We start from the raw sequence: 22,837 nt of genomic DNA on the forward strand, positions 1-22,837 counted from the left end.
GCGCCATAAGCAGGATATGGGGAATGGCGTCGCCCAAAAACCGCTTTCCAATAAGGAAAGCGGTTTAAGGAAGAGAACTTAGCGGTAAACAATGCCGCCATCAATCAGGATAGACTGACCGGTGACGTAGTCAGAGTCAGGGCCGGCCAGGTAGGATACCAGACCTGCCACGTCATCTGCCGTTTCGGCGCGGCCAAGCGCAATACCGTCCACGTATTTTTTGTAGGTTTCGCCCACCGGCGTACCGGTAATTTCCGCAAAACGGCGGTCCATATGTTCCCACATCCCGGTACCGACCACCCCAGGGCAGTATGCATTCACCGTGATTCCGCGGCTGGCATACTCTTTGGCGGCGGCCTGGGTCAGAGCGCGCACGGCAAATTTGGTGGCGGAATAAACGCCGAGTAAAGCGAAACCATCATGACCGGCAATGGAGCTGGCGTTAATGATTTTGCCTTTCTGTTTCCGGTCGATGAATTTCTTCGCGGCGGCCTGAATGCCCCAGAGCGTTCCCTGAATGTTGATGCGCGTGATGCGTTCAACTTCTTCCGGCGTGACATCGGCCAGCGCCTGAACCTGGGAAATACCCGCATTGTTGACAATAATGTCGAATCCGCCTAACTGTTTCTCAGCCAGATCGATAGCTTCATAAACCTGAGCGCGATCGGAAATATCGGCAACAAACGTTGCCGCCTTACGCCCCAATGCTTCAACTTCCGCGGCTACCGTATCCAGAGCGGAACGATTAACGTCGACCAGCATTATCGATGCTCCGTCTCTGGCCAGACGCAATGCGATACCACGGCCAATACCCTGCCCGGCGCCGGTTACCAACGCTACTTTATTTTCGATAGCCATACTCTAAATCCACCTCATTACTGATTAAAAGAAACAATAGTTACTGATGCAATGCCCGGCCATTAGCTGTAAAAAATGGCCCCGAACATTGTTTCCAACAGCCTGGGATGCGCAAAATCATCCCAGGGAAAATTTTCATCCTCCGTCTTAAACGCAGGCGGATGAGCGGCACAATGGCCGTGACCCCGGAGTGCTGAACCGATATAATCGGTATATATCAGGCTTATATACACGCTGACTGCGATGTCCTACTCACCGGCGTATTGATGTATAAATCCGGGAATATCGCCGCCGGTATTTTCAGCGCGCAGACGTTCTTCAAACTCACGATTCATGCATCTTGGATAAGCCGGTAACAACCGTTGTTTATTTCATGTTCCCCGGCGGTATGGCCGTTAGGCGCGTGGAATCCCGTCTTCCTGCTCTATTTGCGGAATGCGGTTTACTTTATAGAAGTGAACAAACTCGGTATACCCCCCGATTGGGGGGGCTAATTCATATGGGGCGAGTCATCGCGGCGGTTCGGTCTATCCTCTTAAGCGCCTTGAAAACATTTATTGAATAAAGGGATATTGGCACGTATGCCGTTTTTGCTCCCCAAATATTACCCGCTGGCAGAATTCGTTAATGAAGAGCCTTTTCGTTTTACACGCAAGCTACCGCTGATCCTCACCAAACTTACGCCCCCGCGCACATCGGGAATGTTGTTGCAGCGAGAGCGCTTATTGCAACGGCTTGATGAAGCCGCGCCATGCTGTTTGACGCTGGTTTGCGCCGCGGCCGGCTTTGGTAAAACCACCCTGCTGGCTCAGTGGTATCATCGGCGCCGGCAGCAAGGCGATGCGGTGGCTTGGCTAAGCCTTGAGGAAGACGACAACTCGCCGCTGCTATTTATGCGTTATCTGCTGGAAGCGCTGCGGCCCCTGTATCACGATTGGAGCTCGGCCTTCCAACAGTATCTGGAGGGCGAGTTACCCGCCGATTTTTCGATGTTTCTGGCGGAACTCATCAACCAATTACACCTTTGTCCGCATCCGTTGTATCTGATTCTTGATGACTACCACAGCATCAGCCATCGTGAAATACGTGACGGGCTTGCATACCTGCTTAACCATGCCCCTTCTTCTTTGCACTTGATAATCGGCAGTCGTTTCCACCCGCCTCTGGCGCTGAGCCGTCTGCGGCTTCAGGATCAACTGGCGGAAATTTACGATAAAGATTTACGTTTCACCGTTGAGGAAGCCAGCGCCTATTTTATGGATTTAGCGCCCGATACGGCCAGAAAGCAGGATATTCAGCAGATTATCGCCCTGACCGAAGGCTGGATCGCAGGCATGAAGATAGCGACGCTGTCCGCCGACTGGCGCACTAACCCCGGTAGCTTTATCGGCAGTCTGAGCGAAGGTTCCCGTACGATCACCCGCTATCTGGAAGAGATTATTTTCAAGCCGCTGCCGCCCGATGTGTTCGATTTCCTGTTATGCACGGCTATTCTTAACCGTCTCAGCCCCTCCCTATGCAATGCCGTAACCGGGCGGAGCGACGGCGAGGCGACATTGGCCTGGATAGAGCGGCACAACCTGTTTCTCTGTGCTCTGGGCGAAGGCGGAGCCTGGTTCCGTTATCATCCGCTGATGCGCGATACGTTGCTCAACCGGCTGCAAAACTCAGCGGATAAAGACATTCATCTCTTGCATGAACGGGCCAGCAATTGGTTCGCCGGTGAGAATCTATGGTCCGAAGCGATAAGACACACGTTGGCCGCGGGCAAAACCGGCAGCAAGCATGCCGTGGTTGGGGCTCAATCGCTGGCTGAGGAAGGGGATATTGATACGCTGGTGCGCTGGATGCGCTACCTGCCGGCCAATCTGGACCCTTCCCGCATTGATCTACAGCTCAACCTGGCCTGGGCGCTGGCGCATCATTTTCGGTTTAACGATTCCCGGCAGTTACTCGATGCCATAGAGGTACTGGTGGCGGCCAACCGCGACAGTCTGACGCGCAGCATCTGGGTCAAGTTACGGGTGGTTCGGGCCATTTGCGAGGCCTTTGCCGAAAATATTCCACAAAGTATGGCCCTGGCCGAACCGTTATTACGCGAAATACCCTGTGGTGATGTTTGGGTGGATGGCCTGGTGTGCAACATTCTCAGTTATTGTCATCTGGTTGATTTACGTCCGGAACAGGCTCTGAATGTGCAACGCCGACTACCCGGCGCCAAAGTCGCGAACCGGAATCTGTTCGTTGAGGTCTACCGTGCGTTCGTCGTGGCCCAGGGTTATCTGCGTCAGGGGCAGCTGATTGAAGCCGAGCGTCAGGCCTCCCAGGCATTGCGCTATGCCGAACAGCATACCGGGGATAATTCCAGCAGCGGCGCAACGCTCGCCCCTATTCTGGCTGAAATTGCCTGGGAGCAAGGGGATATAGGCAGGATTGATGCGTTGCTCACCCTGCGCCTGGAGATGATCGATAATTTCTGCCCGCCCGATAGCCTCAGCCGCTGCTATATCGTCTTAGCGCGCCAGGCGCTGTTAAACGAACAGCCCGGCGAGGCGGATCGGTTGCTGCTGCATGCTGAACAACTGGCGATTAGCCGGGGCTGGTCGCGGGCGCGGGCGCCGCTGCTGGCCGAGCGGTTAGCCGTGCGTCTTCGGCAGCGAGACATCGACGGCGCCAAGCATTTATTCGGCCAGTTGCAAGCGTTGGCTGAAGAAGCCGGGCCGGGGGAAAATGCTGCGGGTCTGAATGTTATTATCTATTATCTTCGCATAAGCCACAGCCGCCTGCTGATTGCCGATGGCGAACCCTTGGCCGCAGCCGACATAATTAACCAACTGGCCGGCGAACAGGAGCAATGCGCAGAGTGGTTGTCGGCCGTACGATTGAGGATTATGCAAACAGTCGCCTTGCGGCGGGCGGGTCAGGAAGCGCGTGCTTGCGAGATCTTTAAACCGGTGTTGCAGCGGGCGATACAGCAAAAACTCAAGCGTAGCCTGTTGGATGCCGGCTCTGACCTGCTGCCTTTGCTGGGCCCATTATGCAAGAAACTGCCCCCTAACGCCGAATGCGCCAAGACGATCGCAATATTATTGCAACAGGCCGCAGAGGGCGGCGAGCTTCTGGCGGAAGAGATCCCGCAATCGCAGCCACACCATTTGACCGAACGAGAGCAGCAAATGCTCCATCTTATTGCCGATGGTTATTCCAATAAAGGCATTGCCCGTTCGTTGGGGATCTCGGTCGAAACGGTAAAATGGTATCTGAAGCAGGTGTATGAAAAGCTGGGCGTCAGCGGCCGAATTCAGGCGATTAACCAAGCCAGGGAGTGGAATCTGTTGAGCTGATTTTCTCGTTATACGATGCAATCACGCTTCAAATGCCGCATTGAGCGGTAATCTCCCTCTTCATTTATTCAGGCAGTCATTTCCTTCTGTCTTGAATGAAATTGCAGGCCGCGATTGTCGCGGTTAACGGCGCTTAATGTTCGAAAAAGGCTAATCGTTTCGTGCCGGTTGCGTTATTTTCCCTGCATAACAATGCGAGCGTTTCACTGCGGCGATATTTTTATATTGTCACCCTGGTGTTAAGAGATAACGACGCGAAATAATCGAGAAAAAGATGATAAACATCTATTTATTATTTTTTGATAAATAATAAATACGATAAATTGTATCACTGGTGACTTTTAAATTCATCAAACATTGAAATACTTAAAAAGCGGATATCATAAAAAATACTCATCTATAACAAAAAGCACCTAACCATAACAAAAAACGCGCCGGCTTTTAATAATATGTATAGATCTTGCTCCGGGGTAATAAATAAATTACCATTTCCGGGTTTTATAACTTTGACGACAAAAATTTTATGAAAAATCATCACTCATTATCCATGTTTAGAACGCTCGCTTTTATTATATTACCTTTACTGCCATTGCAGTCCTTCGCTGAAGTTTCAGTAATTAAAAGCCCCGGTATCAAGAATGCTAATGTTGAGCATGCCAAAATCGTTTATGTCGGCGACGTGACCGAAGGTAAAACCATAGATGTAATGTCCACGCTGGATGAGATTAACGCCACTTACCCTAATCTGAAGGATATATATTTTTATATCAATAGCTACGGCGGCGACATGGACAACGGTTATATGACCTATGAGGCGATAAAAAGCTCGCCGGCCCCGGTGATCACAGTAAATATGTCAATGGTCGCCTCTTCGGCTACCATGTTTTATTGCGCAGCAAAAGAGCGTCTGGTTATGAAAGGCGCATCATTTCTCCTCCATCCGGCGGCTTCATCCAACATCAATAGGGAGTATTTAAAACCTGATGAGGTAAATACGGTGCAACAAATGAATATCACATATAACAATATGTTCGATACGATATATAAGAGCTGTACAACGTATACCGCTGATGAGCGCCAAAAAATCCTGTATAGCGAAAGCACCAGAGCATTAATCAATGCCGATCAGGCGGCGGAGAAAAAAATGACGACCGGTATTGCAGAAGCAATGGTCAATGCCGACGTATCTTATTACATTTCTGAGAAAGAGACGCACTAAACAGTAATCTTCGTTGTTGTTACGCAGCGTTGCGGTCAGGTAATATCAGCACATTTGCGATATTACCTGTCGATATTTTATTTCTGAAATGTCGGTGTTATTTCCCCGCCATCTTGTCGGCGATCGATGTATCCCATTAGTCACTTCTTTTTTAGTCGTCAATGGAATAACGCTATTCTAATGAAATAAAATAAATTATTGCTGAATTAATTCTCATGGCAGAAAGCCGGCGATATGTTATTAACCGTTATTCTGGCAATCCTTTGTTGATTGGCGATTTTTCTCCCAGTCACGAAGCCGGCCGGCCGCGTTTTTATAGGGAGAGGCGGTATTAAATTGAATCATTCTGCCGCGCGTCCACTTACCATACCAGGGCGCGCCGTAGAGTTGTTCATTGGAGTATCCCTCGATCAACGCAAGCAGACTAGCTTTGTTATCCTCCAGTAACTCAACCAATACCGGCCACTTCTCTATATGGGCGTAATCCTGATAAAACTTTTGCGCCAACAGTCCGAGTTGATTCCATTTGAAACCCGTCTCGGGAAAGTCGATCGGCAGGTCTTGTCGTTCGCATTCATGCCATTTCAGCACCAGTTCGCCCCACCCCAGCAGGTAAGCCACCAGATTGGCTGCGCTCATCCGCGTATCTTTTGCGTGTCCGGGCATTTCAGGAACAAAGGCGCGTTCGGGGGAACTGCGTTGATGCGTTTCATCAACGACGCAAAATTACGGTTAATCGCCTTAATTAATTCGTCTTTTGTATCAGGTACCGACATATAACCTCTTCAACTGAAAGTCTGAGAGAAAAGATTAGCGTCAGCATATCCGGTTAACTTTGTTATCGATCATATTGCGGGGTATTAGTCTTCAGGCGAGAAGCAAAAATCAATTTCACTACAGCTTTCGCAGGATGGAGAACGGCACATCAGTTCCCCGTCCTGCGTCAGGCAAACCTGGCGATAGAAAAATTTCTTCCAGCGCATGTTTTTTTCATTCATGCCGACCAGCGGCGTAAAACAGACCGTCATTAATTCCCGCAGCTCTGCGCGTGAAGCCAGCCCTAAATCCTGCCACAGATGATTAAACCCCATCGCGGCGCTGGCGATTAAACGATGCATTGGCGCGGCCTGTTCCGTCATGTATTGAGCGAGCCAGTCGGCTAGCTGTCCGCACTCCTGACGACGCGGCATAAGCAAGCCGCGCAATAGTTCATCCTGCTGATGCAAGTACTCCGGCCGCGCCGGTTCCGTTATCTCTAGCCGTTGCAGCAACCCTTTCCAGGCGGCATCATCCAGATTCATCCGGGTCGGAAAGCGCGACAGGCCGCGCAGGTGATTGTCGACCAGGTAGCGCAGCCATATGTCCGGCGTCTGATGCATTATGCCACCCCCTTCTGGTTGACCTCCGGCGGAGTGCGCTCGGCGCGCCATTGTTCCAGCGTTTCACGAACGGGTTGCCAGGCGCCGTTGACGTATGGTTCTATTCCTTCTGATTCCAGACGCTGCCAGGGCGTCAGCCCGATACGGGCGCAAAAGACCGCCTTTACGTCAGACAGCAATGCGATAACCCGTTCCAGGCGATCTTCCGGCTCATCTTCAGCGCAATCATCCGGCCCCTGGCAATAGCGTTGAGTAAAGCGTTCGCCCAGCGGGATGATACCGGCTCTGGAAATGCTGAAAATATGGAAGCGATCCGCATGGCCGAAATGCTGATCGATGACATCGCCGCTCCCGGTCGCCACCGCAACCAGGCAGGCGTCCGGCTCTTCAGACTCCCCTGCGTTGCGATGCCGGCCTGAATGCTGGCGCGGCGAAACAGTGACGGCAGCATCGGTTCAGGCTGTTGCGGTAGCGATGATAGCGGGAACTCCTGGCTGCGGTCATCGCCCAGCATGCCAATCGCATCGGCCCGGCATTGATTGCAGTGCGCCATCTGCGGCAGATGACGTCCGCACTGGTTGCGCGCCGCTCCCAACTCATCCGCGTTGGGTTCGCGAACCCCATCCAGACCGAAACGCGTGCCGTGTTCCGGTTTGGCTATCAGCGGCATGACATTATGCAGCACGGCGCCCCACTGGCGAGCCTGTAAACTGACGTCATTCAGATGCGCGGCATTGATATCCGGGATCAGCACCGAGTTCACCTTTACCATGATGCCGCGTTCGGCCAGCTTGCGAATGCCCTCGCCCTGCCGTTCTATCAGCAAATCGGCGGCCATGCGGCCCCGCAGCTTATCCCCTTCATACCACAGGTGGTCGTAGATTTTTTCGGCGATGACCGCATCGATGGCATTAACCGTGACGGTGACGTGATCGACGCCCACGTCAATCAGCCGATCGACCACATCTGGCAGCATCAGTCCATTGGTCGATAGGCACAGTTTGATATCCGGCATCTCCGCGCGCAGCCCTTCCAGCGTTTTGAAGGTTCGGGCGATATTCGCCAGCGGATCGCCCGGCCCCGCAATGCCGATAACCGATAACTGGGGGATCCGGGAGGCGACATACCTGGCTTTGGCGACGGCCTGTTCAGGCGATAACAGCTCAGAAACCACGCCAGGACGGGATTCGTTACTGCAATCATACTTCCGGTTACAGTAATTGCACTGCAGGTTGCAGGCTGGCGCCACGGCCAGATGCATACGTGCATAACGGTGATGCGCCTGTGGCGAGTAACACGGATGGCGGGAAATTTTATCCGCCTGCAGAGGCGTAAAGTGCGCCGTATTCATCGAACCGCATGAACGCTTGCCTGAAAATGATGCGTTATTTGCCATATGCTTAACCCCGGTAATGAGCCAACCTCATCACATTTCGTGCAATCGCCATGCCGGGCGGACAAAATAAAAAGTCTTTATTAAATAAATAGTTATTTTTCAGGCATCGTGCTTTATAACCGACATTGTCGCACAATGTACCGAATGCGACATACGCATGGGACGCCTCCTGACGCGGGTTCTTATGCGGTTTCGCGCGGCTTTTGTATATAACAGACAGCAACGCCAGCGGGGATCCGCTTCCGCTGGCGGCCAAACGTGGTTTGAAATATCCGTCCCGTGCGGAACGGAAATAGCGGGCTTCTCACATCCGCTGCATATTGATATTCATTATCTGAATGCGGTAGGCCACCTGGCGGGGCGTCATCCCCAGTAAGCGGGCCGCCTTGGCCTGAACCCAGCCGGTGCGCTCCAGTGCGGCGATTAACCGCTGCCGTTCATCCTGAATGTTTTCAATGCTCGGTTCGCTACTGACGCCCGCCGCCGGATCGTTGGTTTTGGTGCGGCTGAGCGGCATCAAGGCATTTTCTTTGTAGTTAAACAGGATTACATCGCGGTCGATCAAACCATCTTCGGCCATTACCGCTGCACGTTCCAGGCAGTTTTCCAATTCGCGCACGTTGCCCGGCCAGTCATAGTTCATCAATAGCCGTAACGCCCCGTCGCTGATATGCAGCGCCCGCCCTTGCCGTTTACTCAGTTTGGCTAACAAAAACTGGGCGAGATCGGGCACATCCTCAAGCCGATCCCGTAGCGGCGGCAGGAAAATCGGCATGACGTTCAGGCGGTAATAGAGGTCTTCACGAAAGCTGCCCGCGCGAACTTCCTCCTCCAGGTTACGATTGGTCGCGGCGATAATGCGTACATCCACGCGAAGGGTTTCGTCGCCGCCCACCCGCTCCATTTCCCCTTCCTGCAGGATGCGCAGCAATTTAGCCTGGAATGACGCGCTGCTCTCGCCGATTTCATCCAAAAACAGCGTGCCGCCATCCGCCAGTTCAAAGCGCCCTTTGCGCTGCTTGACCGCGCCGGTAAACGCCCCTTTCTCATGGCCGAACAGTTCGCTTTCCAGCAGTGAATCCGGCAGCGCGGCGCAGTTAAACTTCACAAATGGCGTGCCGGCGCGCGGTGAATTGTAGTGAATGGCATTGGCGATCATCTCCTTACCCGTACCGCTCTCGCCGCGAATCAACACCGTGGTATCCCAGCGCGACACTTGGCGCATCATGTCGAAGATATGCCGCATCGACTGGCTTTTCCCGACGATATTGTCAAAACCGTACTGCTGTTGGACTTTTCTGCGCAGGCTATCGCGTTCGGTGCGAAGCGCCTCGCTTTCGCCTTTGGCATGGCTGACCAGCCGGACGGTTTGCGCGATCAGATTGGCCACCATTTCCAGAAAGCGGGTACTGGAAGGCAGGCGATCTTCATGCAGCTCCATGGGCTGCGCGGCTAAAACGCCCAACGGCATCTCATCCGGCCCCGGAATGGGAACGCAGATAAAAGGCAGGGCGTAATCGTAAAGATTGAGCCGATCCAGAAAGCGCGGATCGTCCGATACGCGGGGCAAAACCAGCGAAGAACGCTGACTCATGACCGAACCTAAAATTCCTTCTCCCATCCGATAGCGCACTCCCCGCCCGCCTTTGATAACCTGGGCATCCGAGCCCTGCAATGCCTCAATAAACAGCGACGCCCGGTCTTTATCAAACAGACACACCATGCCGTATTGCATAAACGCATGATCGTGCAGCACCTGGATCATCGCCTCCAGCGTTTGTTGCAAATCCAGCGAATGACTGAGCGCTACGCTGATTTTATGCAGCGCGGCAACCTGTTGTTGCAGATCTAATCGGCGGGTGACGCGTTCCGTCGTCGGAAAATGAGACATGTTTTCATCCTCCCATAGTATCGGTGCCGGCGAGGTATAAACCATCAAGCGGCAGAGCAAGCGTCATCCGTGTGGCGCCCGATGACAGGCTCTCTACGTTAACCGTGCCGCGCAGATGTGACATGATCATCTGAATCAGACGCAACTCCATACACTGCCCCGTCGCCAGAATTTCCGTCATTGGATGCGGCGTGTCCCGTATGGAGGTCGGCAGGTTATCGCAGACGGAAAAACACAGCTGGTGACACTGCCGGCTGGCGCGAATTTCAATCACGCCTTGTCCGTCTTCCCTGGCGGGCTGCGTCAGGCAGCGGTCGAGCCACAGGCTGAGCGCGGTGAGAACCAGCGTGCGCTGAACGCGCAGGGTCAAATCGGGCGCGGAGCAAGACCACATCAGTTTGCCGATGTTGCTCAGCCGATATTGGTAGAGCTCCGCCAGATCCGTCATCATACCGGCTACCGGCCAACCGTCCGGCAGTTCATGATTCATGGAGGGGCGGCATGCCGTTAAACGTGCAATGGCCTCCTTTCCTTCACTCCAGGCCGCCCGCAGCGCAATATTGTCCGCGTCGGGATTCAGACGCAAAGCGGCGGACAGCATATTCAGCGGACAACTGAGCTGGATTAAGGCCGCATCCAATGTTTCCCGGATCGCCGCCATCATTTTATTTACGTTAATTTGCCGTTCGAGTTGGGTGCGCCGCTCCTGGGTCATTTGCCGCTGCTGCTCCGTGCAATCGACAATAACCACAAGCTGTCGCGGGGGGGCGCTGTCGGTAAAATAGAGGCTGGCTTCCTCATTAACCGCATGCAGCGGCCAGTTGCTTACCGAAAACCAGCGCTGCGCCCCGCGGATGGTTAGCGGCAACATGGCGTAGGGCTCCGATTGGTTGAGGCAATCCAGCAAGACCAGCGGTTCCTGGCCTTCGCAGTCGGCGCTGAGAGTCTTATAGGCCAGATTATCCATCACGATTTTTTGCCGCTCGTCCACTACCACCACCGCGGCCGGGATATTGTTCAACACGGCGGAAATCAGCGTCATCTGATTACGCACCCGCTGCGCCAGCGCGTAACGCTCGCTGATATTCTTATGCATGCCGAGATAGTGTTCGATTTCCCCCTGGGCGTTGACGATGGGCGAAATAGTGACTTCAGCCAGATAAAGCGAAGAATCCCGGCGCCGGTTAATCAACTGACCGCTCCAGGAGTCGCCGGCCGTAATCGTTTTCCACATGGATTGATAAACCGATTCCGGCGTATGGCGGCTGGACAACAGATTGTGATTCGCGCCGATCAGGGTCTGCCGCGTGTAGCCGCTCAGTTCGGAGAAGGCCGGATTGACATAAACGATATTCGCCTGCGGATCGGTAATCGAAATAGCGACAGAGGATTGCTCGACGACGGTATGAAAGACTGCCGCATGCAATCCCATTCCCCCGAAAGATGATGTAATCAACTGCACATCGTCCAAAATTAATGATGAACTCATCCAGACCCTCCGGTTTGTATTGCGGGTTCTGTCGGCTTCATGACAAATTGTCAGATTGCAGGACAGCCATCGAACGACACGAAATAACCATAAGAAAACTGCAAGAATCGTTCCTCCTGCACGAAAAACCGCGGAAACCTTGATCTCGATGAGGGTTTTGTCCCTGTTTGGCGGGATTCTCCTTGTCTGTGAGCGAAGTCACATCATGGAGGCTTACCGATTTGCTCATTTTTGGCGCAGGTTTCTGCACTCTAATTGAACATTTATTGACCTAAAAACGGAGGGCGAACGATTGCCCGAGACTAAAATGACAAATATATAAATCCAGACTCTATCAGAGAACTGTTCGGAATTAACTGTAACCAACTGGTTCGCCACAGTAAGTTAATCAGAATTCGCATTTTCTGTATAATTGAGGTCACTTTCCGAACACATTAAGGAGTCTCCGCATTATGGAAGATAGTCACGGAATCAGAATCGCACTTTCACCGGTGCAGCTTGCAGCGGTGCTATCCGATAAAAGCGTCAGTGAAGGAGAAATACTCAGTAACCGCCTCTGGGGCGGTCTAGGACTGGTTGGAGGCGTTGCCGAAATGTTTGGCGCCGGCGTTATGTGCGTCGTTCCGGAACCCACCATGCTGACCAAGGCGGGTTGTGTTGTTGTAGGAACCCATAGTCTGGATACGGTGCAGGCTTCTTTTCGGCAAATCTGGACCGGACGCCAGACAAGTACCGATACCTACAATTCAGCCGTCGCGCTGGCAGAAACGTTGGGCGCCGACCGCAACACGGCGATGAACGTCGGGATGACGGTGGATCTGGCCATCCCTATGGGCTTTTCCATTGCTGTGGGCGCCGTACGCATCGCCGCAATACGAGGAGGAAGAATCAAACTGGCGGAACATGAGTCGACAACGGGCCGCCACCCCGGTGGACATACGCTTGAAAGGCATATCGGCAAAACACCTGAAGAGTTACTGGCCAGAATGGAACGACGGCCGGGACTGCCTGCCGCAAGTTCTTTCAGAAATATTGATGAAGCTGAAATTCTCACAACTAAGGTATTAAAAGCACATAAAAACGAAGTAGAGATGTTTGTAAAATATCAACCTAAGGGAACACCCTGGCGCAAAAAGATATCTATGAGTTTCTCTCAACCAACCGGGACTGTCGTTAAAAAAGGGAGCCGCGAAGTCAGGAAATGCTATCGCGTTGAAATCTGGCTAGAGCTCACTGAATATAATGGAAAGCCCTATTTCATCCTGACATCAATGCCGTTGGAGTAAGTCATGTTCATCAAAAATAAAGCGCGAGAGCTCGATAACTTGATCTGTAACTACTTTGGGTTGGATTATGACTTGATCGATGACAGTGAAGAACTCCAGCCCAAAATTGATGCGTATAACGAACGCTCAGGGCGGGCAATGCAGCAGGCGCTCCTTGATGACATAGAAGAACTTCTGTCGTTAGGGGATCTGTTGGATAGCACTTTTCACGACGTTTATGGAGAGTATTTCGATCCCGCGCTCTGGGGTACGACTCCCCGTGAATTTTTATTGCTGGTCCGGGAGCAGGTAACCTTGCAACTGAAGAAAGAAAACAACTGACGCGCCGAAAACCGTACTCGGATTTTGCGTAGATGCGAGGACTTCAGTTTTTGGACAAGGATTTCGCACAGCCTGAGCAAAAGTCCGGCCCGTTGGGCGAGCGCAGCGAGTAAACCAGAGCGTACGCGTAGTACGTGAGGATTTCGAGCACTGCCCAGGGCCGGAATGGCAAGTAAAATAGCCTAATGGGATAGGCTTTTAGGGGTTACCAGCGGTAATGAATACCCGCGACGCCGGTCCAGTCGCCGGTCACGCCGGAAGATCGCTCCCTGCCTATCTCGATGAACATGCGGAGCTGCGGTTGATTAAACGTCATGGATGTGCCGAAGGTGATTTCGTGGCCGCCGCGATGCGAAGGACCGGAATGAGGCGATATCCGTCCGCCGTTCTTGGCCGCCACCACATCAATATCTCCGCCGTAGGTTTGAGTCCGCAGCGCCCGAAGATAGAATTCATGGTCCAGCACGTTCCCGCTGGCGCGGTAAGCGAGCGTCGCGCCCGCTTTGGCAATGGTTACCGCCGTGCGTTTCATCTCCATCGACACGCCGGTCGACGTCTGATGGCGATCGCCTTGCAGCACGCCGGTAGCGATGGAAGCCTGCGGTTGCAGGGACAGCGATTGGCTAAGCTGGAACGGATAGCCCGTTTCGATCGAAGTCATGAAAGCATTGGCGCGCAGCGTGCCCGCGCTGTAGCGTCTTTCGCTGTCGGTAGCATGGTAGTTATTGCGCAGGCGGCTGATACCCGCGCCGAGCCGCAGATAGCCGCCACGGTCGCCGACAACCCCGCCGTAGACGTTGACTCCCAGCGAGGCGAGATTTCCGCGGCCTTGTTCATACCGGCTGGTCGAACGCCCTTGCGTGATGCTCGCGCCCAGCCTTAATGCCGGTTTGTCCAGGTCGATGCGGCGCTCGCCGCCTAGCGTCGCAGTCTGGATATCCTGGCGGTAATGTCTTGCATACGCGGTATCCACTTTACGCTGGCTACCGCCGGCATTGATCCACACGTGCGGGGCGTCGGCATCGACAAACGCCCGCGAGCCGGATAGCCGGGCGGATTCGAATGACTGTATCCACAGTCCCAGCAGGCTATCGGCGGCGTCGGCGGCGGTCAACACCGTTGCGGATGGGCGGATCCCGCCGTCGATTATCCGGTAGGCGTTATTGCTAGCGATGTTGCTTGCGTCGATGCTAGCGTCATCAATATTATCGAGGCGCAAAGCGCTGACGTCCGCCGCGCTGGCCGTCACCGAACCGTTGCCATGAATATTAATGCCGGTCAGCCGTACTTGGCTTCCGTCCTCCGAGCGTTCAAGCGTCGGGGTATAGGTGAACGCCACCAAATCGTTCTCATAGTTCTGCGACCATCCTGCTTCCAGACCGGCAACGTTATTCAGACTGGCGGTTCCGCCGGCGGCCTGACTGGCGTCAATAACCGTAATGTCCGCCGCGGCATCAATTTGTTTGCCTGTCTGTAACGTGGTTTCATTAACCCATGAGGCGTCGTCGAGTACCGGATCGTAGACCACGCCAATATGTTGCGTGCCGGAAGCGTCAAAACGCGCGATCCCGCCGCCAAAGACGATCTTATCAGCCTGTCCGTTGCGAATATCGCTGAGCAACAGAATTTTTGCGCCGTCCTCAATGGTCACCGCCGCGTTGCCGGTTGAACTGTCTATTTGCAGCGTGCGCAACCTGTAGTCCGGTACGGAGCCAGGCGAGAACGCGCCCCAGCCGGATGCCATATCAATGATGCCGCCCGCGCCGAGCGTCAGGCCGCCGGAGCCGAAATCATTGACTTCCTCCCCGCCGCCGGTAGGTATCCAACTCGCGCCTTTGGCGAAATTCAGCGTCGTGGCGCCGGTGTGGTAATTCAACGCATCGGCAGTATCCGGATCCTGATAACCCAGTACGCGCCCGCGCAGATAAGCGTCGTCGCCGGACAAAGTAATGTCGGTGATGCCGTCAAACGTGTTTCCGTCGCCATTCGTCACGCTGCCGGTGACGATATCGCCGTCCAGACTAACCCGCGCTTGGCCCGCCTTATTTACGCGAACTTCGCCGGACAGCCCGTCAGCCGCGATATTGTGGATCAGGTAAGCCGTCCCTGCTCCCGTAGCGGCGACATCGGCATCCAGCCCGCCGGCAAAATTGATTAAGCCGCCGATGTTTCTCACGCCGTACACCAGACAGCCATCACAGGTCGAACTCGCACTTAACATTACGGTATCGCTTTCGGAGAGGAAATTGATGATACCGTTATTGTGGATGGCATGAGCCTGAGCCGCCGTGCCGATCGTCGCTTTCACGCCCTGAGCGAAATTGATCGATGCGCCGCGGCCATAGACGTTCTCGATGGCGGAAGGCAGTCCCCACGGGGTATATCCGGTGCTGTTGACCACCGAAACGGCAACATCGCCGTCGAAACGCATCTGTGCGGTGCGATAGGTATTGGCGATGCCGAAAGCCGAACGCGGTCCCCCGGCGACGATCGTGGCGTCGCCTCCCACAGAGAGCTGTCCCTGGTTACGAATGCCGAATACGGTGGAACCGTTGGATGTCGCCGTCATATCCAGCGAACCACTGATGAAGAGTTTGCTATTGGCGTTATTGTTGTAGATGCCGTGAACATTGTCGCTGGGCCATATGCCGTAGGCCGTAATGCTCGCATCGCCGTTAAGACTGATGCTGCTTCTTCCGCCCCCGGAATTGTAGATCCCCGTCGTCGATTCTCCCCGCGCCTGTGCGGTGATCGCGGTGTCGCCGTTGATTGCGACATCGCCTTGATACACCCACAGTCCCTGCGAATAGCCCGGCGTAGAGGTTTTAATCGTCGTATCGCCGTTGAAAATGGCGGTGCTCTGGTAAATGCGAATGCCGATGGACGAACTCAGCGGCGTCGCGTCGTCAGACTGAGCGTAGACCGAGGTTGCGCCGTTCACGGTCAGGCTATCCTGCTCAACGTTAATGGCCATCGCGGTGCCCCATGCGCCGACTTCGGCCCGCTTGCTCGAAATGTTCAACAGGCCGTCGCCATTGTCCCCGACCTGAAAAACGGCCGGCGCACTTCCGCTCTGCATGTTGACCGCGTAGATATCTTCGATTTTGTCGGTCGCGGTGGCGATGGTATCGCCATCCTGGAATTTATAGATCAGTTCGCCGCCGTCGCCGGCGCGGGTATCATATTGCGAATCGGCTTCCCGTACCCCAGTGATAACCTGATCGAACGTGGCTGGGAATGCGGCGTCAGGCCATCCTGCGCCCAGCAGCGCCGCAAGCACCGACATGGAGAGCGCCGAGCGGCGTTTTCCCGTCTGCGTGGATTGTTTGTTTGCGTTGATTTCACTTAAACAGGACGTATGCGGGCGCGCATCATCCGTGATGAATAAGCTCATCGAATCCCTCCGGTTGCATTACCTATTCTGTCGGCTTCATGACAAATTGTCAGTTTGCAGGACGGTCATTAAGCGACATCCGATATCCATATAAAAAGTGCAAGATACATTCCTCATAAATGAAGAATCCGATAAACCTTGATCTCAATATGGGTTTTGGCCGCTATTGCTTCATAAATATTCACAATATCGGCATTTTAGCTGCGGATATTTACATTATCTTTGCATATTCATCAACTAATAAAAACTGGCATGGCTTTCGCAATACCCCTTGGGTTGTCATGACCTCAGGGGGATGAATGAAAGAGATATTCTTAATCATGCTGACCAACATTCTGGTCAACAATGTTGTACTGGCGCGCTTTCTCGGGCTGTGCTCCTTTATGGGAGTGACCAATCAGGTCCGGGCCGCCGTCGGTATCTCCATCGCCACCACCGCGGTCATTACCCTGGCCGCCGCGCTGGGCTGGATGGTTGAATCCTGGATCCTGATACCGCTTGATTTGGGCTATCTGCGCCTGCTATCTGTGATTCTGGTGATTGCGTCGCTGGTTCAGCTTATTGAAATGGTGATTGCGAAATACAGTCCGACGCTTTACCGCACGCTGGGCATCTTCCTTCCCTTGATTACCACCAACTGCGCCGTGCTCGGCGTGGCGCTGTTGATACTTCAGGAAAAACTCAGTTTCACCCACAGCGTGCTGTTTGGCTTCAGCGCGTCGCTGGGATATTCGCTGGTGATGGTCATCTTTGCGGGATTGCGCGAACGGCAGGCCAGCGCCTTGCCACCGCTGCTGTTTAAAGGAATGCCGCTCAACTTTATTACCGCCAGCATCCTGGCGCTGGCCTTTACCGGCTTTGCCGGTTTGTCATCATAAGGGGGACGGAGATGCTGTTGCTTTCATTACTCGCCATTCCGCTTATCTCTGCAATGATCGGCGCACTACTGGGCTATGCCTCGATCTACCTGAAAATAGAAAGCGATCCGCTGGTCGACAGCATTGCGGCGTTGTTGCCAAGCGGCCAGTGCGGCCAATGCGGCTATCCCGGCTGCCGTCAGGCCGCTACCGCAATGGCCAGCGGCGACGCTCCCGTCACCATCTGCTCGCCCGGCGGCAATATGGTCGCCCAGCGTATTGCCGCATTAATGGGGATAAACCTGGATGAAAACAGCGTTCAGGGGCCGATGGTGGCGGCGATCGTCCCGCAAACCTGCGATGGCTGCGGCCGATGTTTAAAACAGTGCGCTTTTGACGCTATCGTCGGGGCGACCCGCCAGTTGCATGGCGTACTCAGTGAAGACTGCACCGGATGCGGCTCATGCGTCGCCGCCTGCCCGAACGACAGCATTCAACTTTACGCCGATCCCCATCTTACCCCCGTGGTCGTCAAGCCCGGTTTACCGTTACGGCAGGAGCCTAATTATGCTTAAAGCCCTCACAAGGCCTCATGGTGGTATCCGTCCTTATAGCCACAAGTCATTAACGCGCGATCTGGCGATCCGCACGCTGGCGACGCCGGACAAACTGACGCTGCCGTTACGCCAGCATACCGGCGCGCCCGCCATCCCAGAGGTTAATATTGGTGACGTTGTCACTACAGGGCAGCGGCTGGCGAAGCCGGACGGGCGGATGTCCGCCCCGCTGCACAGTCCGGCCAACGGCGTCGTCAGCCAAATAGTCGCCGGCGAATCCGGCTATATTCAGTTGCAGGTTTTGTCATCCGCATCGAAAGCGTTACCGCTGGAAGCCTGCGCGGATTCCCCCGAAGAACAGATGTTGTCGTTAATCGAACAGGCCGGCATTGTGGGGATGGGCGGCGCAATGTTCCCGGCGGCGGATAAAATCCGGCTGGCGATGCGCCATGAAATCAAGTACCTGATCATCAACGGCGGCGAATGCGAACCTTACATCACCGCCGATGAGCGAATGATGCAGGAGCAGGCCGAGTTTCTGCTCGGCGGGATTCGCTATTTGCAACAGTTGACGAAAGCCCGCCACGTTTACATCGGCATTGAGGACAATAAACGCGAGGCGATCCAACGTCTCGATCGCCTGTGCCAGGGTGAAGCGGATATCGACGTCGTCGCCCTGCCTTCGCTCTATCCGATGGGGTCGGCCAAACAGCTGATTGAAGCGGTGACCGGCAGGCAGATTCCGCATAACAGACGTTCCCCGGAGATGGGCGTGCTGGTGCAGAACGTCGGCACCTGCATCGCCATTTTTCACGCTATCCGTTTTCGCCAGCCGTTGACTCACCGGGTGATTACCGTGAGCGGCCGGGCGATTGAGCAACCCGGCAATCTGCTGGTTCCCATCGGCACGCCGATCAATGCCATTATCTCCGCCTGCGGCGGCATGAAGAGCACCCCGGCCCGCATGGTCCTCGGCGGTCCGATGATGGGGCGCGCCACCACCGACCTCAATGCGCCGATCACCAAAGGCACCAGCGGGCTGCTGCTGCTGACCGAGGATGAAATTCCCCAGCCTCACGCCAGCGCCTGTTTGCGCTGCGGCCGCTGCGTGGATGCCTGCCCGATGGGACTGCCGCCGCTGGCCATGTTGGCCGAGTTAAAAATGGACGCCTTGAATAACGCGCGGGATCTGGGGTTGAACAGCTGTCTGCTCTGCGGCTCCTGCGCGTGGGTCTGCCCGGCCGTATTGCCGTTAACGCAGTTCTTTGACTGGGGACAACAACAGCTAAGGCTGGAACAACGCCAGCAGCAAAAAATGCTGCGCGCCAGCGCCAATAGCCTGCGGCGGCAGGAGCGCCTCGCCCGCGAAGCGGCGGAAAAAGCCGCGGCGAAAGCCGCCAAACCATCGCGCCGTCGCCGAACGACGCCAGATGCACCGATGGAGGAGTCAACATGCTGACATCACCGCACGTACATCAAGGGCTCAGCACGCAAAACCTGATGTATAAGGTTAATTTGGCGCTGATGCCGGCCGTGCTGCTGGGCATCATTCAGTTCGGCGCGCCGGCATTGATGCTGATGTTCGCCAGCATTGTCACCGCCCTGCTGTGCGAAGCCATCTGTCTGCGGATCAATCCGGTGGCGCTCGGCCATGTTTTCGACGGCAGCGCGCTGCTGACCGCGCTGCTGTTTACCCTCAGCCTGCCGCCGCACGCCCCGCTATGGCTGGGGGCGCTGGGTTCCGCCATCGCCATCCTGCTGGGTAAGCATATCTATGGCGGGCTGGGACAAAATCTGTTTAATCCCGCGATGCTGGCGCGCGTGGTGGTGCTGATCTCCTTTCCGGTGCAGATGACTAACTGGGTCGTCCCCACCGAATTCTGGCACGGCGCGGTGTATTCCCTGAGCACCGACGGCACCACCAGCGCCACCCTGCTCGGCGCTTTCCGCGAACATGCCCAGGCCGATTTCTCATTGGAGAATGCCCTGTTCGGCACCCACAACGGCAGCTTTGGCGAAACCTCCACTCTGCTGTTGGCGTTGGGCGGACTGTGGTTATTGCAACAACGGGTGTTTAGCTGGCATGCGCCGGTCGCCATGCTGGCCGGCTGTCTGCTTCCCGGCTCGCTGCAATGGCTTATCGCGCCGGAATCCATACTGCCGCCGCTGGCGCAGCTCACCACCGGGGGATTAATGCTGGGCGCGGTGTTCATTATTACCGACCCGGTTACCGGCCCCGGCAGTCCGCGCGGCCGCCTCTATTACGGCGCGCTGGCCGGACTGCTGGTCTGGGCCATCCGCAGCTTCGGCAACTACCCGGAAGGCGTCGCGTTTGCTGTTCTGCTGGTCAACGCCGTTACCCCGCTGATCGATAGCTGGACCCGGCCGCGCGCCTACGGTTATCAAACGCAGAAGGAGAAATAATATGGCCTCTGCCTTTTCCGGCGGGCTGCGCTGGCCGCCGCTCAGTCACCCGATAAACCTGAGTCTGCTGCTCGGCACCTTTACTCTGCTAATCAGCCTGATGATCGGCGGCGTTTGGTGGGCCACCTATACCGAGATTGAACTGCGGCATCAGGAAGATACCCAGCGTCAGCTCTCGGCGGTTTTCCCGCCGTCGCTGCACGATAATCCGCTCAGCGACAGCGAAGTCACCCTGTCGTTAGAGGGGGAAAACGTGCGGGTTTATCGCGCCACGATGCAAGGGCAACCCAGCGGCGTGGTGATGTTTGGCGCAGAACGAGGCTACAGCGGCATTATCAGCCTGCTGATCGGCATTAACGCCGACGGCGAACTCACCGGCGTTCGGACCATCTCCCACACCGAAACGCCCGGACTGGGCGACAAGATCGAACTTAGCCACGGCGACTGGATCCTGGGGTTTAACGGTAAATCGCTGCAAAACACCACGGAAAAACAGTGGGCGGTCAAAAAAGACGGCGGTGACTTTGATGCCTTTACCGGCGCCACCATTACGCCGCGCGCCGTCGTAAAAAGCGTGCATCAAACGCTGCTGCTGTTCCAGCGTCACCGGGATGAATTGCTGGGTTTAACTGAGGGAAAAAACGATGAGTGAGATTACCGCGACTGCGCCGATAGAACGCCCCGCTTACCGGGATATTCTGGTAAGCGGAGTTTGGACCAACAATATCACCTATGTGCAGATCCTCGGCCTGTGCCCGCTGATGGCGGTCACCACCACGGCGACCAATGGTTTCGGGATGGGGATGATGACCATGGCGGTGCTGGCAAGCGCCAATCTGCTGGTGTCGATATTGCGCCACATCACTCCGCATCAGATCCGTATCCCGGTTTATATCCTGATCATCTCCAGCCTGGTCACGCTGCTGGACCTGTCGATGAACGCCTGGATGCACGATCTGCATAAGATCCTCGGGCTATTTATCCCGCTGATTGTGGCGAACTGCGCCTTGCTCGGCCGGGCGGAATCCTTTGCCGCGCATAACCCGCCTTTTGCCGCCACGCTGGACGGCATGGCGACAGGATTAGGTTTTACCCTCGGCGTAACCTCAATGGGGGCCATCCGCGAAATCATCGGCAGCGGCACGCTATTCAGCGGCGCGGAACAACTGCTGGGGCCGGCATTCCGCTTTCTGGAAATGCACGTGCTGCCGAACTATGACGGCTTTTTGCTGATGCTGTTGCCGCCGGGCGGTTTTGTGGTCATGGGATTTGTGCTGGCCGGGATCCGCGGGGTGAAAGTATTGCGCTACGGCCGCGATGTCTTGAAGAAAGAAACGTCCGGCGGCGCAGGCTGCGGCGCTGGATGCGGAGGCTGCCAAGGATGAAATTCACTATAGCCCACGCCAACGGTTATGAAAGCCGTTGCGTTGAGATGGAGATGCCCGCGCCCGTCACGCTGAGAGAGGCTTTTCTGGCCTCGCCGCTGCCTGCGTTGTATCCCTGGTTGGATCCGGACAAACATCGGATGGGGATTTATGGCCGCCTTTGCTCCGCCGACAGCGAAGTGCATGAAGGCGATCGGGTAGAAATTTATCTACCGATTGAACGTACCGCTCAAGAGTCGGACGACGACGATGAGTAATGTCATCCCTAATGCCGCTTGCTTAAGCCTGGATTTAGAGGGGAAACACGATGATGAGGTTCCCGTAGGGACGCTCCACGCTGTGGCCGCCCCCGCTATCTCGCTTCTTAAACGATCGGCATTACCTTTTCAGGCATCCTTTTAAGGAGAATGTAAACCATGAGCACTATCGGCATTTTTTTCGGCACAGATACCGGTAAAACCCGCAAAGTTGCGAAACTCATCAAGGAAAAGTTGGGCGATCGGGCGGACGAACCGGTGAATATTAATCGCGCATCGTTAGCGGATCTGCTGGCTTATGACATTTTGATCCTCGGCACGCCTACGCTGGGCGACGGACAGCTTCCCGGTCTGGATGCGGAGTGTATGAGCGAATCATGGGCCGAGTTCGCCGATGAACTGGCGAATGCCGACCTAAGCGGGAAAACGGTCGCGCTGTTCGGGCTTGGCGATCAGGAAAGCTATCCCGATGCCTTCGTTAACGCGCTGGGCGAACTGTACGACATCGTCAGCGAAGCCGGCGCGACGGTGGTCGGCGCATGGCCGACGGACGGCTACTCATTTACGGAGTCCACCGCGCTGGAGGGCGATCGCTTCGTCGGGCTGGTACTGGATCAGGATAACCAGCAAGATTTGACCGAAGAACGCGTCACCCAGTGGGTCAGCGAGCTTCAGGCGGAATTTTGATATAAAAAAGACGCCGCCCGAGCCTGATTAATGTCATATTTGCTTACTACGGGGGGCGGTTTCTGCTCAGGGCGGCTGACACTCTAAGCAATC

General features: G+C 55.1%; 17 protein-coding genes and 3 pseudogenes. 12 read left to right on the top strand and 8 right to left on the bottom strand.

The window, feature by feature from the left end; translation table 11 throughout:
* Nucleotides 1-78 precede the first annotated feature (78 nt).
* Together HC231_RS11190 and HC231_RS23955 are read right to left on the bottom strand one after the other, a co-directional pair.
* Entirely contained in the window at nucleotides 79-858 is a 780-nt protein-coding gene (locus tag HC231_RS11190) for an acetoin reductase (protein ID WP_208231040.1), read from the bottom strand.
* Between the two features lie 164 nt (nucleotides 859-1,022).
* Nucleotides 1,023-1,193 (bottom strand): annotated as a pseudogene (locus HC231_RS23955) (ABC transporter substrate-binding protein); the annotation flags it as partial.
* A gap of 246 nt (nucleotides 1,194-1,439) precedes the next feature.
* On the opposite strand from HC231_RS23955, the gene HC231_RS11195 reads away from it, so the two are divergent.
* Nucleotides 1,440-4,202, top strand: a complete 2,763-nt coding sequence (locus tag HC231_RS11195) for a winged helix-turn-helix domain-containing protein (RefSeq protein WP_208231041.1) — start codon at nucleotides 1,440-1,442, stop codon at nucleotides 4,200-4,202.
* A gap of 523 nt (nucleotides 4,203-4,725) precedes the next feature.
* A complete protein-coding gene (locus HC231_RS11200) occupies nucleotides 4,726-5,421 on the top strand; it encodes an ATP-dependent Clp protease proteolytic subunit (protein WP_208231042.1) in 696 nt (231 codons plus the stop codon).
* Between the two features lie 240 nt (nucleotides 5,422-5,661).
* Here HC231_RS11200 and HC231_RS11205 read toward each other — a convergent pair.
* The 5 genes and pseudogenes from HC231_RS11205 to nifL all read right to left on the bottom strand — a co-directional run bounded on the left by HC231_RS11205 (nucleotide 5,662) and on the right by nifL (nucleotide 11,576).
* Nucleotides 5,662-6,197, bottom strand: a pseudogene (locus tag HC231_RS11205) (ClbS/DfsB family four-helix bundle protein).
* Nucleotides 6,198-6,281: 84 nt separating this feature from the next.
* The gene (locus HC231_RS11210; protein WP_208231043.1) at nucleotides 6,282-6,800 is read right to left on the bottom strand and encodes a nitrogen fixation protein NifQ; all 519 of its coding nucleotides are present in this window, start codon (nucleotides 6,798-6,800) and stop codon (nucleotides 6,282-6,284) included.
* Nucleotides 6,800-8,196: pseudogene (nifB, locus tag HC231_RS11215) on the bottom strand (nitrogenase cofactor biosynthesis protein NifB). The gene HC231_RS11210 and the pseudogene nifB overlap by 1 nt, the downstream one beginning before the upstream one ends.
* A 304-nt stretch (nucleotides 8,197-8,500) precedes the next feature.
* Entirely contained in the window at nucleotides 8,501-10,087 is a 1,587-nt protein-coding gene (gene nifA, locus HC231_RS11220) for a nif-specific transcriptional activator NifA (protein ID WP_208231044.1), read from the bottom strand.
* Between the two features lie 4 nt (nucleotides 10,088-10,091).
* Nucleotides 10,092-11,576 (bottom strand): nitrogen fixation negative regulator NifL, encoded by a 1,485-nt coding sequence (nifL, locus tag HC231_RS11225; RefSeq protein WP_208231045.1) that lies wholly within the window; start codon nucleotides 11,574-11,576, stop codon nucleotides 10,092-10,094.
* A gap of 452 nt (nucleotides 11,577-12,028) precedes the next feature.
* Here nifL and HC231_RS11230 point away from each other — a divergent pair, with 452 nt between their 5' ends.
* Together HC231_RS11230 and HC231_RS11235 are read left to right on the top strand one after the other, a co-directional pair.
* Nucleotides 12,029-12,862 carry an RNase A-like domain-containing protein gene (locus HC231_RS11230; protein ID WP_208231046.1) on the top strand — a complete coding sequence of 278 codons (834 nt, stop codon included), beginning with the start codon at nucleotides 12,029-12,031 and terminating at the stop codon, nucleotides 12,860-12,862.
* 3 nt (nucleotides 12,863-12,865) lie between these two features.
* Nucleotides 12,866-13,183, top strand: a complete 318-nt coding sequence (locus HC231_RS11235; RefSeq protein ID WP_208231047.1) for a contact-dependent growth inhibition system immunity protein — start codon at nucleotides 12,866-12,868, stop codon at nucleotides 13,181-13,183.
* A 205-nt stretch (nucleotides 13,184-13,388) separates the two neighbouring features.
* On the opposite strand, the gene HC231_RS11240 is transcribed toward HC231_RS11235, so the two are convergent.
* Complete coding sequence (locus HC231_RS11240; RefSeq protein WP_208231048.1) at nucleotides 13,389-16,577, bottom strand: autotransporter outer membrane beta-barrel domain-containing protein; 3,189 nt, start codon at nucleotides 16,575-16,577, stop codon at nucleotides 13,389-13,391.
* 299 nt (nucleotides 16,578-16,876) lie between these two features.
* Here HC231_RS11240 and rsxA point away from each other — a divergent pair, with 299 nt between their 5' ends.
* The 8 genes from rsxA to HC231_RS11280 all read left to right on the top strand — a co-directional run bounded on the left by rsxA (nucleotide 16,877) and on the right by HC231_RS11280 (nucleotide 22,744).
* Complete coding sequence (gene rsxA / locus HC231_RS11245) at nucleotides 16,877-17,455, top strand: electron transport complex subunit RsxA (RefSeq protein ID WP_208231049.1); 579 nt, start codon at nucleotides 16,877-16,879, stop codon at nucleotides 17,453-17,455.
* Between the two features lie 11 nt (nucleotides 17,456-17,466).
* Nucleotides 17,467-18,009, top strand: a complete 543-nt coding sequence (locus HC231_RS11250) for an RnfABCDGE type electron transport complex subunit B (RefSeq protein WP_208231050.1) — start codon at nucleotides 17,467-17,469, stop codon at nucleotides 18,007-18,009.
* The gene (rsxC, locus tag HC231_RS11255) at nucleotides 18,002-19,450 is read left to right on the top strand and encodes an electron transport complex subunit RsxC (RefSeq protein ID WP_208231051.1); all 1,449 of its coding nucleotides are present in this window, start codon (nucleotides 18,002-18,004) and stop codon (nucleotides 19,448-19,450) included. The genes HC231_RS11250 and rsxC overlap by 8 nt, the downstream gene beginning before the upstream one ends.
* On the top strand, nucleotides 19,444-20,415 hold the full coding sequence (locus HC231_RS11260; protein ID WP_208231052.1) for an RnfABCDGE type electron transport complex subunit D: 972 nt from the start codon (nucleotides 19,444-19,446) through the stop codon (nucleotides 20,413-20,415). The genes rsxC and HC231_RS11260 overlap by 7 nt, the downstream gene beginning before the upstream one ends.
* Nucleotide 20,416: 1 nt before the next feature.
* Entirely contained in the window at nucleotides 20,417-21,067 is a 651-nt protein-coding gene (gene rsxG / locus HC231_RS11265) for an electron transport complex subunit RsxG (protein ID WP_208231053.1), read from the top strand.
* Entirely contained in the window at nucleotides 21,060-21,800 is a 741-nt protein-coding gene (locus HC231_RS11270; protein ID WP_208231054.1) for an electron transport complex subunit E, read from the top strand. Before rsxG ends, HC231_RS11270 begins: the two co-directional genes overlap by 8 nt.
* Nucleotides 21,797-22,057, top strand: a complete 261-nt coding sequence (locus tag HC231_RS11275; RefSeq protein ID WP_208231055.1) for an RnfH family protein — start codon at nucleotides 21,797-21,799, stop codon at nucleotides 22,055-22,057. Before HC231_RS11270 ends, HC231_RS11275 begins: the two co-directional genes overlap by 4 nt.
* Nucleotides 22,058-22,216: 159 nt before the next feature.
* Entirely contained in the window at nucleotides 22,217-22,744 is a 528-nt protein-coding gene (locus HC231_RS11280) for a flavodoxin (RefSeq protein ID WP_208231056.1), read from the top strand.
* The last annotated feature ends 93 nt before the right edge of the window (nucleotides 22,745-22,837 follow it).

The sequence above is a fragment of the Brenneria izadpanahii genome (assembly GCF_017569925.1).
Taxonomy (GTDB): Bacteria; Pseudomonadota; Gammaproteobacteria; order Enterobacterales; family Enterobacteriaceae; genus Brenneria; species Brenneria izadpanahii.

Excerpts from the sequence above, each read along its gene's own strand:
- HC231_RS11195 (WP_208231041.1), top strand. The coding sequence starts at position 1,440 with ATGCCGTTTTTGCTCCCCAAATATTACCCGCTGGCAGAATTCGTTAAT.
- HC231_RS11250 (WP_208231050.1), top strand. The coding sequence starts at position 17,467 with ATGCTGTTGCTTTCATTACTCGCCATTCCGCTTATCTCTGCAATGATC.
- nifA (WP_208231044.1), bottom strand. The coding sequence starts at position 10,087 with ATGTCTCATTTTCCGACGACGGAACGCGTCACCCGCCGATTAGATCTG.
- HC231_RS11280 (WP_208231056.1), top strand. The coding sequence starts at position 22,217 with ATGAGCACTATCGGCATTTTTTTCGGCACAGATACCGGTAAAACCCGC.
- HC231_RS11235 (WP_208231047.1), top strand. The coding sequence starts at position 12,866 with ATGTTCATCAAAAATAAAGCGCGAGAGCTCGATAACTTGATCTGTAAC.
- HC231_RS11200 (WP_208231042.1), top strand. The coding sequence starts at position 4,726 with ATGAAAAATCATCACTCATTATCCATGTTTAGAACGCTCGCTTTTATT.
- HC231_RS11190 (WP_208231040.1), bottom strand. The coding sequence starts at position 858 with ATGGCTATCGAAAATAAAGTAGCGTTGGTAACCGGCGCCGGGCAGGGT.
- rsxG (WP_208231053.1), top strand. The coding sequence starts at position 20,417 with ATGGCCTCTGCCTTTTCCGGCGGGCTGCGCTGGCCGCCGCTCAGTCAC.
- HC231_RS11260 (WP_208231052.1), top strand. The coding sequence starts at position 19,444 with ATGCTGACATCACCGCACGTACATCAAGGGCTCAGCACGCAAAACCTG.
- HC231_RS11230 (WP_208231046.1), top strand. The coding sequence starts at position 12,029 with ATGGAAGATAGTCACGGAATCAGAATCGCACTTTCACCGGTGCAGCTT.
- rsxA (WP_208231049.1), top strand. The coding sequence starts at position 16,877 with ATGAAAGAGATATTCTTAATCATGCTGACCAACATTCTGGTCAACAAT.
- rsxC (WP_208231051.1), top strand. The coding sequence starts at position 18,002 with ATGCTTAAAGCCCTCACAAGGCCTCATGGTGGTATCCGTCCTTATAGC.
- nifL (WP_208231045.1), bottom strand. The coding sequence starts at position 11,576 with ATGAGTTCATCATTAATTTTGGACGATGTGCAGTTGATTACATCATCT.
- HC231_RS11270 (WP_208231054.1), top strand. The coding sequence starts at position 21,060 with ATGAGTGAGATTACCGCGACTGCGCCGATAGAACGCCCCGCTTACCGG.
- HC231_RS11240 (WP_208231048.1), bottom strand. The coding sequence starts at position 16,577 with ATGAGCTTATTCATCACGGATGATGCGCGCCCGCATACGTCCTGTTTA.
- HC231_RS11275 (WP_208231055.1), top strand. The coding sequence starts at position 21,797 with ATGAAATTCACTATAGCCCACGCCAACGGTTATGAAAGCCGTTGCGTT.
- HC231_RS11210 (WP_208231043.1), bottom strand. The coding sequence starts at position 6,800 with ATGCATCAGACGCCGGACATATGGCTGCGCTACCTGGTCGACAATCAC.